We start from the raw sequence: 18,593 nt of genomic DNA, 5'->3' as shown, positions 1-18,593 counted from the left end.
CTCTCGTTGCTGTTGTCATGCGTTCGATCAGAACGCCGTCCCGATCTGGAACTGGAATTTCTGGTACTGGTCGCCTTCATGCTTCTGCAGCGGGAAGCCGAGGCTCAGCTTCAGCGGGCCGATCGGCGAGATCCACGCGAGACCCACACCGTAGCCGTAACGCAGGCCGTTCGCGCCGGTACTCGTGCCGCCCGGCGCGTTGCCCCACACGTTACCGCCGTCGAGGAACGTGAACACGCGCAGCGTGCGGTCGTAGCCGGTACCCGGCAGCGGGAACGTCAGCTCGATGTTGCCGACCAACATCTTCGAACCGCCGATCGGGTCGTTCGTCTTCGTGTCGCGCGGGCCCAGCGAACTCGGCTCGTAGCCACGCACGGAGCCGATACCGCCCGCGTAGTAGTTCTTGAAGATCGGGTACGGGTTGCCGATACCGTTGCCGTAGCCGCCTTGCAGGTTCAGGCCCAGGATGAAGCCGCGCGAGAACGAATAGTAGTACTGCGCCTGCAGGTCGGCCTTGTAGTACTGGATCTTGCCGACCGGCACGCCGTATTCGACGTTCGCCTGCGTGAAGTAGCCGCGGCTCGGGATCAGCGCGCTGTCACGCGCGTCGCGCGACCACGCGACCGTCAGCGGCACCGTGTTCGACACGCGGCCGAACTCGTTCACGTAATCCTGGTAGCTCTGCGGCGTGTTCGAGTCGACGTCGAGACGGTTCTGCTCGAAGCCCGCGCCGAAGTAGACCGTATCGACTTCCGAGAACGGAATGCCGAACTTCAGGTTGCCGCCCGCGCTGATGATCCGGAAGCTCGAGCTCGTCGAATAGTAGAGCGGCTGGTACGTGCGGTAGTAGACGTCCGTGATCCGCTTGATGCCGTCGACCGTGAAGTACGGGTCGACCTGCGTGACGGTCAGCGTGCGGTAGCTCTTCGCGGTGTTGACGTTCACCGACAGGCTCGTGCCCGAGCCGAACACGTTGTCCTGCGACACGCCGGCCGACAGCACCACCTTGTCCGTCGACGAGAAGCCCGCGCCCAGCGTGATCGCGCCGGTCGGCTTTTCATCGACCTTCACGTTCACGTCGACCTGGTCGTTCGTGCCTTCGACGGGCACCGTCGTCACGTCGACGTTGGTGAAGTAGCCGAGACGGTTCACGCGGTCCTTCGACAGCGCGAGGCGGTTCGAATCGAACCACGAGCTTTCGAGCTGGCGCATTTCGCGGCGCACGACTTCGTCACGCGTACGCGTGTTGCCGACCACGTTGATGCGGCGCACGTACACGCGGCGGCTCGGATCGACGACGAGATTCAGGTTCACCTTGTGGTTTGCCTGGTCGATGTCCGGCTGCGCGTTGACGGTCGCGAACGCATAGCCGTATTCGCCGAGCTTGTCGACGATCGACTTCGTCGTTTGCTGCAGCTTTTCGGCCGAGAAGCGATCGCCCGGCTTGATCTTGATCAGCTTGTTCAGTTCGGCTTCGCGGTCGAGCAGGTTGCCCGACAGCTTGATGCCCGACACCGTGTACGGCTCGCCTTCGTGCAGCGTGACCGTCAGGTACATGTCCTTCTTGTCGGGCGAGATCGACACCTGGGTCGACTCGATGTTGAACTCGAGGTAGCCGCGGTTCAGGTAGTACGAGCGCACGGCCTCGAGGTCGCCCGTGAGCTTTTCCTTCGAGTACAGGTCGTTCTTCGTGTACCAGGAGAACCAGTTCGGCGTCGACAGCTGCATCTCGTCGCGCAGCGCGCTCGTGCTGAACGCCTTGTTGCCGATGAAGTTGATCTGGCGGATCTTCGCGCTCGGGCCTTCGGCGACCGCGAACAGGATCGACACGCGGTTCGCGTCGACCGGCGTGACCGTCGTCTTGACCTCGGCCGCATAGAAGCCACGCGTCAGGTACTGACGCTTGAGCTCCTGCTCCGCCTTGTCGACGAGCGCCTTGTCGTAGTAGCGGCCGTCGGCCAGACCCACTGCGCGCAGCGCCTTCGTCAGGTTGTCCTTGTCGAATTCCTTCGTGCCGGTGAAGTCGATCGACGCGATGGCCGGACGCTCCTGCACCTGCACGATCACGACGTTGCCCTGGGTGGCAATGCGCACGTCGTTGAAGAAACCCGTGGCGTACAGCGCGCGGATTGCTTCGGATGCCTTGTCGTCGGTGAAGGTATCGCCCTGCTTGATCGGCAGGTAGGCGAACACCGAACCCGCTTCGACGCGCTGCAACCCCTCGATCTTGATGTCTTGCACCACGAACGGTGCCGCTGCATGCGCCGCGAGGCCGTGCGCGGCGAGCGCGGCCGCTGCAACTGTCTTAGGTACAAAGCGATGAGGTTTGAACAACGTGCATCCCCAATATTTAGCTGCATCAAATCAGGCGGCGGCCGACTGGCCGCCGCCTGACGCTTCAGAAATGGATTAACCGAGCCAGGTCGTTGAACAGCGCGATCGCCGACAACGCGACGATGCAGATCAACCCGGCTCTTTGCAGAATCAGCTGCCAGCGCTCCGAGACGGCTTTCCCGGTCGCGGCTTCAACCAGATAATATAACAGATGCCCCCCGTCCAAAACGGGAATCGGCAGCAAGTTCAGCACCCCGAGGCTAATGCTGACAAGGGCGAGGAACGACAGGAAGGCCGACGGACCGAGCCGCGCGCTCTTGCCGGCGTAGTCGGCGATCGTCACCGGGCCGGACAGATTCTTCAGCGACGCATCGCCCGTGATCATCCGTCCGAACATCTTCAGCGAGTAAACCGCGATGTCCCACGTGCGGTGCGCGCCGAGCCGCAGACTCTCGATCGGCCCATAGCGCACGTCGACCGACGGCGTGTGCATCGACAGCGCCGCGCCGATGCGGCCGATCTGCTGCCCCGTTTCATCGTCGCGCTGCGCTTGCGGCACGATCGACACCGTCCGGGCGGCACCGCCACGCTCGACCTGCAGCTCGACCGCCTTGCCCGCATGGTGCTTCACCGCGTCGATGAAGCGCGACGCGCCGCCGATCGGATTGCCGTCGAGCGCCAGCAGCTTGTCGCCGGCCTTCAGGCCCGCCTGCTCGGCCGCGCTGCCGGGCTGCACCGACGCCACCGACAGCGTGCCGCCGCCGGTCTCGAAGCCCAGGTGCATCATGAAATCGTCGTCGAGCTGGCTTTCGGGAACATTGCGCAGGTCGACGCGGAAGTCGAACGTCGACGCGCCGCCGTCGCGCGCGCCGAGCACGACCTCGCGATGATCGAACGCGGCGGACAGCAGCTTCCAGCGCAGGTCCGACCACGAGCGCACCGGCACGGCCTCGCCACCTTGCGCGTCACCTACGCGCGCGTCGCGGATCGACACGATCGTCTCGCCGCCGTCGAAGCCCGCGTGGGCCGCCACCGTGCCGGCGGCCGGCGGCGCGAGCACCGCGGCCGGCTCGGTCACACCGGTTGCGAATACGACGGAAAACAGGACGATTGCCAACAGGAAGTTCGCGATCGGGCCGGCGGCGACGATCGCGATGCGCTTGAACACCGATTGCCGGTTGAACGCCTGATCGAGTTCCTCGGGCTTGACGCCCGCCCCCGGCTCGCGCTCGTCGAGCATCTTCACGTAACCGCCGAGCGGCAACGCCGAGAGCGTCCATTCGGTGCCCGTCCTGCGGCTGACCCAGCGCGCAACGGGCTGGCCGAAACCGATCGAGAAACGCAGCACCTTCACGCCGCACCAGCGCGCGACGCGATAATGTCCGTACTCATGCACGACGACCAGCACCCCGATCGCCACCGCAAACGCGATCAGTTCGACCAGCACGTTCATGAGCACCTCATTCAGACAGCGCGCTCCACGCGTGGCGCAGGCGCTTTCGCAATGATCTCGGCGGCGAGGCGGCGTGCCTCGGCGTCCGCCGCAAGGACGTCTTCGAGCCCGTTCGGGTTACGATTCGGCAGTGCGTTGAGCACCGCATCGACCGTCGCCGCGATCGCCATGAAGCCGATCCGGCGCTCGAGAAATGCTTCGACCGCGATTTCGTTCGCCGCGTTCAACGCGGCGCTCGCGATACCGCCCTCCTCAAGCGCCTTCAGCGCGAGCGCGAGGCACGGGAAGCGCGTGTAGTCGGGCTTCTCGAACGACAGCTGCGCGATCTGCGCGAGGTCGAGCTGGTCGACACCGGCGTCGACGCGCTCCGGGAACGCGAGTGCGTGCGCGATCGGCGTGCGCATGTCGGGGTTGCCGAGCTGCGCGAGCACCGAGCCGTCGCGGTACGACACGAGCGAATGGATCACGCTCTGCGGGTGGATCAGCACGTCGATCCGGTCGCCCGGCAGGCCGAAGATCCAGTGCGCCTCGATGACTTCGAGGCCCTTGTTCATCATCGTCGCGGAATCGACGGAAATCTTGCGGCCCATCACCCAGTTCGGGTGCTTGCATGCTTCGTCCGGCGTCACGTCGACGAGCGTGGCCGGCTCACGCGTGCGGAACGGGCCGCCCGACGCGGTCAGGATGATCTTCGAGATCCCGCCGTGCTCGTTCTCGTCGCGCGGCATGCACTGGAAGATCGCGTTGTGTTCGCTGTCGACCGGCAACAGGATCGCGCCATGGTCGCGCACGGCGTCCATGAAGATCGCGCCCGACATCACGAGCGATTCCTTGTTCGCGAGCAGGATGCGCTTGCCGGCGCGCGCGGCCGCGAGGCTCGGCGCAAGGCCGGCCGCGCCGACGATCGCGGCGACGACCGTATCGCAGCCATCGCTCTTCGACACGTCGACGAGCGCCTGCGGCCCGTACAGCACCGTGGTCTTGCTGCCCGCCGCGCGCAATTTCGCCTCGACGTGCGCGGCCGTGCTCGCATCGCCGACCACCGCGATTTCGGGTGCGAAGCGCAGGCACTGCTCGACGAGCTTGTCGCCGTTGCGGTGCGCGGTCAACGCGTAGACCGAGAAACGCTCGGGATGGCGGGCGACCACGTCGAGCGTGCTGTCTCCGATCGAGCCCGTGGAACCGAGCAGTGTCAGACGTTTTTGCATAGCAGAAATAGTGGTTTAACCAAGCAGCAGCATTGCGAGCGGCAGCACCGGCAGCAGCGCGTCGACGCGGTCGAGCACGCCACCGTGACCGGGCAGCAGGCCGCTCGAATCCTTCACGCCCGCCTGACGCTTGAGCAGCGACTCGAACAGGTCGCCGATCACGCTGTAGACGACCAGCAGCGTCAGCGCGGCCCACGCGCCGGGCATCCCGTAGCGCGCGGCGAATGCGGAAAACAGGGTCGGCTCGAACCAGTGCGCGGCCATCGCGACACCCGCGACGACCATCACGGCGAACCAGCCGCCGATCGCGCCTTCCCAGCTCTTGCCGGGACTGATCGTCACGGCCAGTTTACGCTTTCCGAAGGCCTTGCCCGCGAAGTATGCGCCGATATCGGCCAGCCAGACGACCAGAAGCAGCGACAGCACGAACGCAACGCCCTGCGCGCGCGCCGCGACGACCGCATGCCAGCAGGCCGCGAACACCACGAGCCCGGCCGCGAGCAGGAACGGCCGCCACACGCCGCCCGCGAGCTCCGGCTTGCGCCGCAGCGAGAACGGGCCGACCAGCAGCCAGAACACGCCGGCCGCCATGAAAAGGGGACGGGACGAAGTGGCTTCGACGCCGAGCGGCGCGGTCGCCGCGAGCGCCAGCGCCGCGACGATCGCGTAGACGACCGAGCCGGTCGCGCCGAGCTTGAGCAGGCGCGCCCACTCCCACGCGGCGAACACGAGCACGACGCCGATCAGCGCGCCGAACGCGGCGAGCGGCGCGAACAGCGTCACCGGCAGCAACACTGCCAGCATCACGACCGCCGTGATCACACGGGTCTTCAGCATGAAAGGGAATCGGCGTTCTGCGATTGGGGTTCGAGCTGCGCGCTGGTGCGCCCGAAACGGCGCTCGCGCTCGGTATACGACGCGATCGCGTCGGCCAGCGCCGCGCCGTCGAAGTCGGGCCAGTATTTGTCGGTGAAATAGAATTCGGCGTATGCGAGCTGCCACAGCAGGAAATTGCTGACGCGCTGCTCTCCGCCGGTGCGGATGAAGAGATCGGGCTCCGGCGCATAGGCCATCGCCAGGTGCGGCGCGAACGCGTCTTCGGTCACGTCGACCTCGCGTCCCTCGCGCACGGCCTGCTCGACGAGTTTCTTCGTCGCCTGCAGGATGTCCCAGCGGCCGCCGTAGTTCGCGGCGATCGTCAGGGTGAGACGGGTGTTGCGCGCCGTCTTGGTTTCGGCACGGCGGATCAGTTCGCGGATGCGCGGCTCGAAGCGCTCGAGATCGCCCACCACCCGCAGGCGGATCCCGTTCGCATGCAGCTTGCCGATCTCGCGCTCGAGCGCGGTGATGAACAGCCGCATCAGGAACGACACTTCGTCGTTCGGCCGGCGCCAGTTTTCCGAACTGAACGCGAACAGCGTCAGATATTCGACGCCGGCGCGCGCGCAGCCTTCGACCACCGCCCGCACGGCATCCACGCCGCGGGTGTGCCCCGCGACGCGCGGCAAGCGGCGTTCGGTCGCCCAACGGCCGTTGCCGTCCATGATGATCGCGATATGACGCGGCACGGCGCCGACGTCAGGCACGCGAACGGTAGAGCTGGTATAGGTCATGGCCGTTGAGACAGTAATGCGGGAAGAAGGCGGCGCGCGAGGACGGTCGTCAGACCGTCATGATCTCGGCTTCCTTGCTCTGCACGAGCTTGTCGACTTCGGCAACGTGCTTGTCGGTCAGCTTCTGCACGTCGTCGCTCGCACGGCGCTCGTCGTCTTCCGAGATTTCCTTGTCCTTCACGAGCTTCTTGAGCGCTTCGTTCGCGTCGCGGCGCAGGTTACGGATCGCGACCTTGGCCGTTTCGCCTTCGCTCTTGACCACCTTGGTCAGCTCGCGGCGACGCTCTTCCGTCAGCGCGGGCATCGGCACGCGGATCAGGTCGCCGGCCGTCGCCGGGTTCAGGCCGAGATCCGCTTCGCGGATGGCCTTCTCGACCTTCGCGACCATGTTCTTTTCCCACGGCTGCACGCCGATCGTGCGTGCGTCGACGAGCGTCAGGTTCGCAACCTGCGAGATCGGCACCATCGAACCGTAGTAGTCGACCTGCACGTGATCGAGCAGACCGGTATGCGCACGGCCCGTACGGATCTTCGCCAGATCGTTCTTGAACGCTTCGATCGAGCGCTGCATCTTCTGCTCTACGCCCTTCTTGACATCAGCGACACTCATTTCAACCTCCAAACCTTCCAACCTTCAAAGAACGCGGGCCCCGCCCGGCGCGCCACGCACCGCGGCCGGCGACCCACGCCGCTTGCCCGCATCCGCGGGAGTTTACACGTGGACGAGCGTACCTTCGTCCTCGCCCAGCACGATACGCTTGAGCGCGCCCGGCTTGTTGATCGAAAACACGCGGATCGGCAGCTTCTGGTCGCGGCACAGCGCGAAGGCCGTCGCGTCCATCACCTGCAGATTGCGGCTGATCGCCTCGTCGAAGCTGATCGTCGTGTAGCGCGTGGCCGACGGATCCTTCTTCGGATCGGCAGAATATACGCCATCGACCTTGGTCGCCTTCAGCACGACCTCGGCGCCCACTTCCGAACCGCGCAGCGCGGCGGCCGTGTCCGTCGTGAAGAACGGGTTGCCCGTGCCGGCCGCGAAGATCACGACCTTGCCTTCCTCGAGCTGGCGGATCGCGCGGGGCCGGATGTACGGCTCGACGACCTGGTCCATGCGCAGCGCGGACTGCACGCGCGCGACGATGCCGGCGTGACGCATCGCGTCCTGCAGCGCCAGCGCGTTCATCATCGTCGCCAGCATCCCCATGTAGTCGGCCGTCGCGCGGTCCATGCCGGCCGCACCGCCCGCGACACCGCGGAAAATGTTACCGCCGCCGATCACGACCGCGAGCTGCGTGCCGAGACCCACGACTTCGGCGATATCCGCCACCATCCGCTCGATCGTCGCGCGATTGATGCCGAAGGCATCGTCGCCCATCAGCGCTTCGCCGGAGAGTTTGAGGAGGACGCGTTTATAGGCATTGGACATAGGGGCTTCCGAGCGACGAGAGGATGACAACCACGAACTGTAGGGGCGAAATACTGATTCGGGCAAGCACCGACGGTCGGACGGGGGTTCCCGGCCGGCCGGCGGCGCCGCCGGCCGCGGCGGAGCGGACGCCCGCCGCGGATACTGCCTGACTGCTTACTGCTGCTTTGCTGCTGCGACTTGCGCGGCCACTTCGGCGGCGAAGTCGTCCTGGCGCTTCTCGATGCCTTCGCCGACGACGAACAGCGCGAACTTCTGCACTGCCGCATTCGCTGCCTTCAGCATCTGCTCGATCGTCTGCTTGTCGTTCTTCACGAACGTCTGGTTCAGCAGCGACACTTCCTTCAGGTACTTCTGGACGCTGCCGTCGACCATCTTCGCGACGATTTCAGCCGGCTTGCCCGATTCGGCAGCCTTCTGCTCGGCGACACGGCGCTCCGTCTCGATCAGCTCCGCCGGCACGTCGGCCGACGACAGCGCGACCGGCTTCATCGCGGCGATGTGCATCGCGACGTCCTTGCCGACCTGCTCTTCCGCACCCGTGTACTCGACGATCACGCCGATACGCGCGCCGTGCAGGTACGTTGCGATCTTGTTCGCGGTTTCGAAACGGACGAAACGGCGGATCGACACGTTCTCGCCGATCTTGCCGATCAGGGCCAGACGCACTGCGTCGACCGTCGAGCCGTCGAGCGGCAGTGCCGACAGCGCTGCCACGTCGGCCGGGTTTTGCGTCGCGACGAGTTCCGCGACCGTCTTCGAGAATGCGAGGAAGTCGTCGTTCTTCGCGACGAAGTCGGTTTCGCAGTTCAGTTCGACCAGCGCGCCCGCGTTGCCGCCGACGAACGATGCGACGACGCCTTCGGCCGTCACGCGCGATGCCGCCTTGCTCGCCTTGTTGCCGAGCTTCACGCGCAGCAGCTCTTCAGCCTTGGCCAGATCGCCGTCGGCTTCCGTCAGCGCCTTCTTGCACTCCATCATCGGTGCGTCGGTCTTTGCGCGCAGTTCTGCCACCATGCTTGCGGTAATTGCCGCCATCATTCGCTCCTTGAGTCTGTATTCACAACGCCGCCCGCTTGGACGCGAACGGCCGAAAATCGTTTCCGGACCCGCGCCGATTCGGCGCGATCAGGTCCGGCGCACAAGCTTAAAAAAAGGGGGCCTGTTGAGAGCCCCCTTTTTGCGCCGGCTCGGGGCCAGTTACGCGTTTTCCTCGACGTACTCGTCGTCGCCACGCGCTGCCTGGACCACTTCGTTGACCGCGTTCGCACGGCCTTCCAGGATCGCGTCGGCCACGCCTTCGGCGTACAGCGCGACTGCCTTGCTCGAGTCGTCGTTACCCGGGATCACGTAATCCACACCTTCCGGCGAGTGGTTCGTATCGACCACGGCGATGACCGGCACGCCCAGCTTGTTCGCTTCCGTCACGGCAATCTTGTGGTAGCCGACGTCGACGACGAAGATTGCGTCCGGAATGCCGCCCATGTCCTTCACGCCGCCGATCGACTTCTGCAGCTTGGCGATTTCGCGTTCGAACAGCAGCGCTTCCTTCTTGCTCATCTTCTCGAGCTCGCCTGCCTCGACTGCCGCTTCCATGTCCTTCAGGCGCTTGATCGAAACCTTCAGCGTCTTGAAGTTGGTCATCATGCCGCCGAGCCAGCGTGCGTTGACGTACGGCATGCCCGCGCGCTGCGCTTCCTGGGCGATCGTGTCACGCGACTGACGCTTCGTGCCGACGAACAGGATCGTGCCGCGGTTCGCTGCCAACTGGCGCACGTACTTCTGTGCGTCCGTGAACATCGGCAGCGTCTTTTCGAGGTTGATGATGTGAATCTTGTTGCGGTGACCGAAAATGAACGGAGCCATCTTCGGGTTCCAGAAACGGGTCTGGTGACCGAAGTGGACACCCGCTTCCAGCATTTGGCGCATCGTGACTGCCATGTAAATTCTCCACGAGGGTTGGGTCTTAAGCCGGCTGCCGTACCCGCCGCGCGAACGCGCCCCGAAGGACCCTCGTTCCGCGCGGCCGGCACCCTGGTTGCGCCGGCTTGCGATTCGGCACGTGCGAAAATGCCCGTGCCGCAAGCCTTTCATCGCCATGCCGCCCTGCACCGCCCGATGACGGGCATGTTCGGCATTTGGATGTCGACTTAGCCAGAGAGTATAGCACGCCGGTTTGTCGGCTCTCAAGTCGCCCGGCACTTTCGCTTGCCGCGCGGCAGTCGGCCGGACAATCCGCGAAAACCCGCATCGGCACCGCCGGCAGGGGCTGCGAGGCCCGCCATAAGGTGCGATAATCCGTCAATTCACCGCATTCCAGGCATACCTCGATGGCTATTACGCTCAAAAACGAACACGACATCGCCGAGATGCGCGTCGCCTGCCGTCTCGCGAGCGAAGTGCTCGACTTCATCACGCCGCACGTCGTCGCGGGCGTCACGACCGCCGAACTCGACCGGCTCTGTCACGAATTCATGCTCAACGAGCAGGGCACGATCCCCGCGCCGCTGAATTATCAGCCGCCCGGCTATCCGCCGTACCCGAAGGCCACCTGCATCTCCGTCAACGACGTGATCTGCCACGGCATTCCGGGCGAGAAGGTGATCAAGAACGGCGACGCGCTGAACATCGACATCACCGTGATCAAGAACGGCTACTTCGGCGACACCAGCCGGATGTTCATCGTCGGCGAGGGCTCGATCCTCGCGAAGCGCCTCGTACAGACCACCTACGAGTGCATGTGGCTCGGCATCGACCAGGTCAAGCCCGGCGCCCACCTCGGCGACATCGGCTACGCGATCCAGAAGCATGCGGAGGCGCAGGGCTACAGCGTCGTGCGCGAATACTGCGGCCACGGCATCGGCACGGTGTTCCACGAGGATCCGCAGGTCGTCCACTACGGCCGTCCGGGCACCGGCATCGAGCTGAAGGCCGGGATGATCTTCACGATCGAGCCGATGATCAACGCCGGCAAGCGCGATATCCGCACGATGCCCGACCAGTGGACGGTCAAGACGCGCGACCGCAGCCTGTCCGCGCAGTGGGAGCACACGGTGCTCGTCACCGAGACGGGCTACGAGGTGCTGACCGTGTCCGCCGGCACGCCGGCGCGGCCGGTGTTCGCGCAACCGGCCGCCGCGGTCTGAGCGCCGCCGCGCCAGGCCGCCCCGCCCGCCCCTGACCTGCTGACCTGAACGGCCCGCCCATGAGCGCTCACGCCGCCCCCTCGCCCGAAGCGCTGTCGCGGCGCGCCGAATTCAAGGCCGCCAAGGCCGACATGCTCGAGCGCTTTCGCAGCGCGACGAACGTCGCGTCGCTGATGCACGCACTGTCGAAACTCACCGACGACGTGCTCAAGCGCGTGTGGGACGACTGCGGGCTGCCCGCGACGCTCGCACTCGTCGCCGTCGGCGGCTACGGGCGCGGCGAGCTCGCGCCCTACTCCGACGTCGACATCCTCGTGCTGCTGCCCGATGCGCTCGACGCGGCGCTCGACGCACGCATCGAGCGCTTCATCGGGATGGCATGGGATCTCGGCCTCGAGATCGGCAGCAGCGTGCGCACGGTCGCCCAATGCATCGAGGAAGCATCGCAGGACGTCACCGTGCAGACCTCACTGCTCGAGGCGCGCCGCATCGTCGGCAGCACCGCGCTGTTCGAGCGCTTCACCGTGCGGTATCACGAGGCGCTCGACGCGCGCGCGTTCTTCACCGCGAAGGTGCTCGAGATGCGCCAGCGCCACGCGAAGTTCCAGGACACGCCGTACAGCCTCGAGCCGAACGTGAAGGAAAGCCCCGGCGGGTTGCGCGACCTGCAGACGATCCTCTGGATCGCGCGCGCGGCCGGCTTCGGCAGCAGCTGGCGCGAGCTCGACACACGCGGCCTCATCACCGATCGCGAGGCGCGCGAGCTGCGCCGCAACGAAGGATTCCTGAAGACGCTGCGCGCGCGGCTGCACGTGATCGCCGGCCGCCGCCAGGACATGCTCGTGTTCGACCTGCAGACGCAGGCCGCCGAGAGCTTCGGCTACCAGCCGACGCAGGCCAAGCGCGCAAGCGAGCAGCTGATGCGCCGTTACTACTGGGCCGCGAAAGCGGTCACGCAGCTGGCGACGATCCTGATCCAGAACATCGAGGCGCAGCTGTTTCCCGCGACGAGCGGCATCACGCGCGTGCTGTCGCCCGATCGCTTCGTCGAGAAGCAGGGCATGCTCGAGATCGTCGACGACGGCGTGTTCGAACGCCATCCGGACGCGATCCTCGAAGCGTTCCTGCTGTACGAGGCGACCCGTGGCGTGAAGGGTCTGTCCGCCCGCACGCTGCGCGCGCTGTACAACTCGCGCGAGATCATGAACGACACGTGGCGGCGCGATCCGCAGAACCGCCGCACGTTCATGCAGATCCTGCAGCAGCCCGAAGGCATCACGCATGCGTTCCGGCTGATGAACCAGACGAGCGTGCTCGGCCGCTATCTGCTGAATTTCCGCCGCATCGTCGGCCAGATGCAGCACGACCTTTACCACGTGTACACGGTCGACCAGCACATCCTGATGGTGTTGCGCAACATTCGCCGCTTCGCGGTGGCCGAGCACGCGCACGAGTACCCGTTCTGCAGCCAGCTGATCGGCAATTTCGAGCGCCCGTGGGTGCTGTATGTCGCGGCGTTGTTCCACGACATCGCGAAGGGCCGCGGCGGCGACCACTCGACGCTCGGGATGGCCGACGCGCGGCGTTTCTGCCGCGAGCACGGGATCGCCGGCGACGACGCGGCGCTGATCGTGTGGCTCGTCCAGCATCACCTGACGATGAGCCAGGTCGCACAGAAGCAGGACACGAGCGACCCGGAGGTCATCAAGCGCTTCGCCGAAGTCGTCGGCAACGAGCGCTACCTCACCGCGCTCTACCTGCTGACCGTCGCCGATATCCGCGGCACGAGCCCGAAGGTGTGGAACACGTGGAAGGGCAAGCTTCTCGAAGACCTCTACCGGATCACGCTGGCGGTGCTCGGCGGCGCCAATCCCGACGCGCATTCGGAACTGAAGTCGCGGCAGGAGCAGGCGCTCGCGCTGCTGCGCCTCGAGACCGTGCCCGACGACGCGCACCGCGCGCTGTGGGATCAGCTCGACATCGGCTTTTTCCTGCGCCACGACGCGGCCGACATCGCATGGCAGACGCGCGTGCTGTACCGGCACGTGAACGCCGAAACCGCGATCGTCCGCGCGCGGCCGTCGCCGATCGGCGACGCGCTGCAAGTGCTCGTGTACGTGAAGGACCGCCCCGACCTCTTCGCGGGCATTTGCGCGTACTTCGACCGCAACGGGCTGTCGGTGCTCGATGCGCGCGTCAGCACAACGCGGCACGGCTATGCGCTCGACAACTTCATCGTCACGCAGACCGAACGCGACGTACGCTACCGCGACATCGCGAATCTCGTCGAACAGCAACTCGCGACGCGCCTTGCCGACACCGCGTCACTGCCTGAGCCGTCCAAGGGTCGCCTGTCGCGGCTGTCCCGGACGTTTCCGATTACGCCGCGCGTCGACCTCCGGGCCGACGAGCGCGGTCAGTACTACATCCTGTCCGTGTCCGCCAACGACCGGCCGGGCCTTCTCTATTCGATCGCGCGCGTCCTGGCCGAGCATCGGGTCGGCGTCCACGCGGCGCGGATCAATACGCTCGGCGAACGCGTCGAGGACATCTTCCTGCTCGACGGTGCCGGCCTGTCCGACAACCGCTTGCAGATCCAGCTCGAAACCGAATTGCTGCGCGCGATCGCAGTCTGAATGAATCCCAGCGTTTATGCGCACCAAATTGACCGTCAAGAATCCGCGGCCGGCGTCGCCGACCCGCGCACCTGTCCGCTCCGGCAGCCTCGTCGCCCGCAAGGCGGTGCGCCCCGCCGCGCCGTCCGCGGCCGACAAGCCGCCGCGCCCGAAGAAGGCCGCCGCACCGACTGCCGCCGGTGAGCGTGCGTTCAAGCCGCGCGGCGCGGAGGGCCCGGGTGCGGAACGCGCTCCGGCAAAGCGCGCGCCGCGTGACGGCAGCGCCGAGCGCGGCTATCGCAGTGACGCGAAGCCTGGCGGCCGCGCCGAACGCGGCGACGCCCGTCCGTATCGCGGCACCGACGGCAAGCCCGATGCGCGGCCGCGCCGTGCGGGCACCGAAGGCGGTGCACGTGCGCCCTATCGTGACAAGGCAGCCGGTGAAGGCGAAAAGCGCAGCTTCGGCGAACGCCGTACGTCGTCCGACCGTCCGGCTCGCCGCAGCGACGACGATACGCGCCCGCGCCGCGCAAGCGCTGAAGGTGGCGCACGTGCGCCCTACCGCGACAAGGCAGGCGGCGCAGGCGAAAAGCGCAGCTTCGGCGAACGCCGTACGTCCTCCGACCGCCCGGCTCGCCGCAGCGACGACGATACGCGCCCGCGCCGCGCAAGCGCTGAAGGCGGCGCACGTGCGCCCTACCGCGACAAGGCAGCCGGCACAGGCGAAAAGCGCAGCTTCGGCGAACGCCGTACGTCGTCCGACCGCCCGGCTCGCCGCAGCGACGACGATGCACGCCCGCGCCGCGCAAGCGCTGAAGGCGGCGCACGTGCGCCCTACCGCGACAAAGCAGCCGGCGCAGGCGAAAAGCGCAGCTTCGGCGAACGCCGCACGACATCCGACCGCCCGGCCCGTCGCAATGACGACGATGCGCGCCCGCGCCGCGCAGGCGTCGAAGGCGCTGCACGCGCACCCTACCGCGACAAGGCAGCCGGTGCAGGCGAAAAGCGCAGCTTCGGCGAACGCCGCACATCGTCCGACCGTCCGGCGCGCCCCGCACGCGACAACGAACGTAGCGGCACCGAACGCCGCTCGACCGGCGCCGCGCTGAAGACCGCGCAACCGGTCAAGCGCCGCGCCGCCGACGTCGACCACGGCGACGAAACGGGCCTGATGCGCCTGTCGAAGCGCATGTCCGAACTCGGCCTGTGCTCGCGCCGCGAAGCGGACGAATGGATCGAAAAGGGCTGGGTGCTCGTCGACGGCGAACGCATCGACACGCTCGGCACCAAGGTCCGCCCGGACCAGAAGATCGAGATCGACGAACGCGCGAGCGCCGCGCAGGCCGCGCAGGTGACGATCCTGCTGCACAAGCCGGTCGGCTACGTGTCGGGTCAGGCGGAAGACGGCTACGAGCCGGCATCGGTACTGATCACGCGCGCGAACCAGTGGAGCGGCGACCGCTCGCAACTGCGCTTCTCGCCGCAGCATCTGCATGCGCTCGCGCCGGCCGGGCGGCTCGACATCGATTCGACCGGCCTGCTCGTGCTGACGCAGAACGGCCGGATCGCGAAGCAACTGATCGGCGAGCAGTCGGACATCGACAAGGAATATCTGGTGCGCGTGCGCTTCGGCGAACGGCTGATCGACATCGACCAGCACTTCCCCGCGGAATCGCTCGCGAAGCTGCGCCACGGTCTCGAGCTCGACGGCGTCCCGCTGAAGCCCGCGATGGTGAGCTGGCAGAACGGCGAACAGCTGCGTTTCGTGCTGCGCGAAGGCAAGAAGCGCCAGATCCGCCGCATGTGCGAACTGGTCGGTCTCGAAGTGATCGGTCTGAAACGCGTGCGGATGGGCCGCGTGATGCTCGGCGCGTTGCCGCAAGGGCAATGGCGCTATCTGTCGGCTGACGAGTCGTTCTGACGGCGGGCACGCACTGCGTGCCGCGCAATGCAAAAAGCCCGCGCAAGCGGGCTTTTTGCGTTTCGATACGGCGACGGCGCGCGCGGCCGCATGACGGTCAGTCGTCGTCGGCCGGATCAAGCCCCGGAAACAACACTTCGGTGAAGCCGAAGCGCGTGAAGTCGGTGATCCGCATCGGATACAGCTTGCCGATCAGGTGATCGTATTCGTGCTGGACGACCCGCGCGTGGAAGCCTTCGGCGACGCGGTCGAGCTTCGCGCCGAACTGATCGAAGCCGCTGTAGCGCACCTTCGCATAGCGGCTGACGACGCCGCGCATGCCCGGCACCGACAGGCAGCCCTCCCAGCCCTCCTCCATGTCCGGCGGCATGTACTCGAGCTTCGGGTTGATCAGCACCGTCTCGGGCACGGGCGGTGCGTCCGGATAACGGTTGTTGCTGCCGAAGCCGAAGATGATGATCTGCAGACCGACGCCGATTTGCGGCGCGGCAAGCCCCGCACCGTTCGCGTGATGCATCGTCTCGAACATGTCCGCGACGATCTCGTGCAGTTCGGGGGTATCGAACCGCTCGACCGGCTTGGCGACTTCGAGCAGGCGCGGATCGCCCATCTTCAGGATCTCGCGAATCATGGCGTGTTGCCCTCCAGGAGTTGGTGCAGTCCGTCTTCGTCCAGCACGGGGATGCCGAGTTCCTCGGCCTTCGCGAGCTTGCTGCCGGCGTCAGCGCCCGCGACCACGTAATCCGTCTTCTTCGATACCGAGCCCGCGACTTTCGCGCCCGCCGCTTCGAGCATCTCCTTCGCCGCGTCGCGCGTGAGCGTCGGCAGCGTGCCCGTCAGCACGACCGTCTTGCCGGCGAGCACGCCCTGCGGCGCCTTCGGCGCGGGCGGGCCTTCGGGCCACGTGACCTTGCCGGGCGCGCGCAACTGCTCGATCACCGTGCGGTTGTGCTCTTCCGCGAAGAACTGGTGCAGCGACTCGGCCACGATCGGCCCGACGTCGTTCACTTCGAGCAGTTCCTCGATCGACGCGTCCATGATCGGCGTCAGCGACCCGAAATGCTTCGCGAGATCCTTCGCGGTCGATTCGCCGACATGGCGGATCCCGAGCCCGTAGATGAAGCGCGCGAGGGTCGTGTGCTTCGCCTTTTCGAGCGAGTCGAGCAGATTCTGTGCGGACTTCTCGGCGAACCGGTCGAGTTCCGCGAGCGTCGCGAAACCGAGATTGAACAGGTCGGCCGGCGTGCGCACGAGGTTCAGCTCGACGAGCTGATCGATGATCTTCTCGCCGAGCCCGTCGATGTCGAGCGCGCGGCGCTGCGCGAAGTGCCACAGCGCCTGCTTGCGCTGCGCCGGGCAAAACAGGCCGCCCGTGCAGCGCGCGATCGCCTCGTCGGGCAGGCGCTCGATCTTCGAGCCGCATACCGGGCACTCGGTCGGCATCACGAACTCGGCCGCATCGGCCGGCCGGCGGTCGAGCAGCGCGCCGACGACTTCGGGAATCACGTCGCCCGCGCGCCGCACGATCACGGTATCGCCGATCCGGATGTCCTTGCGACGCACTTCGTCCTCGTTGTGCAGCGTTGCGTTGGTTACCGTCGCGCCGCCGACGAACACCGGCTCGAGCCGCGCGACCGGCGTGATCGCGCCCGTGCGGCCGACCTGCACGTCGATCGCGACGAGCTTCGTCAATGCTTCCTGCGCGGGGAACTTGTGCGCGAGCGCGAAGCGCGGCGCGCGCGACACGAAGCCGAGGCGGTCCTGCTCGTCGCGCCGGTTGACCTTGTAGACGACGCCGTCGATATCGTACGGCAGCGATTCGCGCTTCTCGCCGACCTTGCGGAAGAAACCGAGCAGGCCGTCGGCGCCGAGCACGACCGCGCGTTCGCGGTTCACCGGCAGGCCGAGCGACTCGTACCAGTCGAGCAGCGCGCTGTGCGTGTCCGGCATCGGCATCCCGTCGAGCACGCCGATCCCGTACGAGAAGAACGACAACGGACGCTGCGCGGTGATCTTCGGGTCGAGCTGGCGCAGGCTGCCGGCCGCCGCATTGCGCGGATTCGCGAATTCGCGCTGCTCGGCCGCGCGCTGGCGTTCGTTCAGGCGTGCGAAATCACGCTTGAACATCAGCACCTCGCCGCGCACGTCGAGCACGGCGGGCACGTGCGCGCCCTTCAGCTTCAGCGGGATCGAGCGGATCGTGCGGACGTTCTCCGTCACGTCCTCGCCGGTCGTGCCGTCGCCGCGCGTCGATGCCTGCACGAACACGCCGTGCTCGTAGCGCAGCGAGATCGCGAGCCCGTCGAACTTCAGCTCGCATGCGTATTCGACGGGATCCGTCACCGAGCCGGCAAGATCGGTCGTCTTGCCGAGCGCATCGGCGACGCGCTTGTCGAACGCGGCGATGTCCTCGTCGGCGAAGCCGTTGTTCAGCGACAGCATCGGCGCGTCATGGACGACCGGCGTGAAACCGCTCGCCACTTCGCCGCCGACGCGCTGCGTCGGCGAATCGGGCGTCACGAGCTCGGGATGATCGGTTTCGAGCTGTTGCAGCTCGCCGAAGAGCCGGTCGTATTCGGCGTCGGGCAGATCCGGCTGGTCGAGCACGTAATAGGCGTAATTCGCCCGCTCGAGTTGATCGCGCAGCCACGCGGCACGCGCGTCGGGGTGGCTGGCTGGCGGTTCGGCTTGGGTTCGGGCCATGCTGGCGGCAATTCGCTCTGAAAAATCGGATGTTCGATTATCTCAGTTTGACGCCGCGGCGGGGGCGCGCGATGCGTGCCGCGCAGGCGCGTTGCAGTGCACACGGACGATGTGTGTGCGGCGCTGCAGCGACAACGGGCGACGGCACCCGCAGGCCGTCGCCCGTGAAACGCG

General features: G+C 66.5%; 14 protein-coding genes. 3 read left to right on the top strand and 11 right to left on the bottom strand.

Annotation, left to right across the window (positions count from 1 at the left end; genetic code table 11):
- Window positions 1–27: 27 nt before the first annotated feature.
- The 9 genes from bamA to rpsB all read right to left on the bottom strand — a co-directional run bounded on the left by bamA (window position 28) and on the right by rpsB (window position 9,975).
- On the bottom strand, window positions 28–2,334 hold the full coding sequence (gene bamA, locus WS45_RS21340) for an outer membrane protein assembly factor BamA (RefSeq protein WP_059691997.1): 2,307 nt from the start codon (window positions 2,332–2,334) through the stop codon (window positions 28–30).
- A 64-nt stretch (window positions 2,335–2,398) separates the two neighbouring features.
- On the bottom strand, window positions 2,399–3,787 hold the full coding sequence (gene rseP, locus WS45_RS21335; RefSeq protein WP_059701561.1) for an RIP metalloprotease RseP: 1,389 nt from the start codon (window positions 3,785–3,787) through the stop codon (window positions 2,399–2,401).
- A gap of 11 nt (window positions 3,788–3,798) precedes the next feature.
- The gene (locus tag WS45_RS21330; protein WP_059529323.1) at window positions 3,799–4,995 is read right to left on the bottom strand and encodes a 1-deoxy-D-xylulose-5-phosphate reductoisomerase; all 1,197 of its coding nucleotides are present in this window, start codon (window positions 4,993–4,995) and stop codon (window positions 3,799–3,801) included.
- Window positions 4,996–5,010: 15 nt separating this feature from the next.
- Window positions 5,011–5,832 carry a phosphatidate cytidylyltransferase gene (locus WS45_RS21325; RefSeq protein ID WP_059529320.1) on the bottom strand — a complete coding sequence of 274 codons (822 nt, stop codon included), beginning with the start codon at window positions 5,830–5,832 and terminating at the stop codon, window positions 5,011–5,013.
- Window positions 5,826–6,608 (bottom strand): polyprenyl diphosphate synthase, encoded by a 783-nt coding sequence (uppS, locus tag WS45_RS21320; RefSeq protein ID WP_006758563.1) that lies wholly within the window; start codon window positions 6,606–6,608, stop codon window positions 5,826–5,828. Before uppS ends, WS45_RS21325 begins: the two co-directional genes overlap by 7 nt.
- 49 nt (window positions 6,609–6,657) lie before the next feature.
- Complete coding sequence (gene frr, locus WS45_RS21315; RefSeq protein WP_006752152.1) at window positions 6,658–7,218, bottom strand: ribosome recycling factor; 561 nt, start codon at window positions 7,216–7,218, stop codon at window positions 6,658–6,660.
- Between the two features lie 102 nt (window positions 7,219–7,320).
- A complete protein-coding gene (gene pyrH / locus WS45_RS21310) occupies window positions 7,321–8,034 on the bottom strand; it encodes a UMP kinase (RefSeq protein ID WP_011885142.1) in 714 nt (237 codons plus the stop codon).
- Between the two features lie 156 nt (window positions 8,035–8,190).
- Window positions 8,191–9,072 carry a translation elongation factor Ts gene (gene tsf, locus WS45_RS21305; protein WP_034188848.1) on the bottom strand — a complete coding sequence of 294 codons (882 nt, stop codon included), beginning with the start codon at window positions 9,070–9,072 and terminating at the stop codon, window positions 8,191–8,193.
- A 162-nt stretch (window positions 9,073–9,234) separates the two neighbouring features.
- Complete coding sequence (gene rpsB / locus WS45_RS21300) at window positions 9,235–9,975, bottom strand: 30S ribosomal protein S2 (protein ID WP_006483818.1); 741 nt, start codon at window positions 9,973–9,975, stop codon at window positions 9,235–9,237.
- A gap of 389 nt (window positions 9,976–10,364) precedes the next feature.
- On the opposite strand from rpsB, the gene map reads away from it, so the two are divergent.
- Genes map through WS45_RS33825 form a run of 3 tightly spaced genes read left to right on the top strand, consistent with a single transcriptional unit; the run spans window position 10,365 to window position 15,716 of the window.
- Entirely contained in the window at window positions 10,365–11,180 is an 816-nt protein-coding gene (map, locus tag WS45_RS21295) for a type I methionyl aminopeptidase (protein WP_012328760.1), read from the top strand.
- A 59-nt stretch (window positions 11,181–11,239) separates the two neighbouring features.
- The gene (locus WS45_RS21290; RefSeq protein ID WP_059701559.1) at window positions 11,240–13,816 is read left to right on the top strand and encodes a [protein-PII] uridylyltransferase; all 2,577 of its coding nucleotides are present in this window, start codon (window positions 11,240–11,242) and stop codon (window positions 13,814–13,816) included.
- Window positions 13,817–13,832: 16 nt separating this feature from the next.
- Window positions 13,833–15,716, top strand: a complete 1,884-nt coding sequence (locus WS45_RS33825; protein WP_082721994.1) for a pseudouridine synthase — start codon at window positions 13,833–13,835, stop codon at window positions 15,714–15,716.
- Between the two features lie 97 nt (window positions 15,717–15,813).
- Here WS45_RS33825 and def read toward each other — a convergent pair whose 3' ends face one another.
- Window positions 15,814–16,347, bottom strand: coding sequence for a peptide deformylase (gene def / locus WS45_RS21280; protein ID WP_059511077.1), 534 nt, complete (start codon window positions 16,345–16,347; stop codon window positions 15,814–15,816).
- Entirely contained in the window at window positions 16,344–18,419 is a 2,076-nt protein-coding gene (ligA, locus tag WS45_RS21275; RefSeq protein ID WP_059529314.1) for an NAD-dependent DNA ligase LigA, read from the bottom strand. The genes def and ligA overlap by 4 nt, the downstream gene beginning before the upstream one ends.
- Window positions 18,420–18,593: the final 174 nt, after the last annotated feature.

This window comes from Burkholderia sp. RF2-non_BP3, assembly GCF_001522185.1.
Lineage (GTDB): Bacteria > Pseudomonadota > Gammaproteobacteria > Burkholderiales > Burkholderiaceae > Burkholderia > Burkholderia diffusa.
This window is presented reverse-complemented; position numbering and strand designations above follow the sequence as displayed.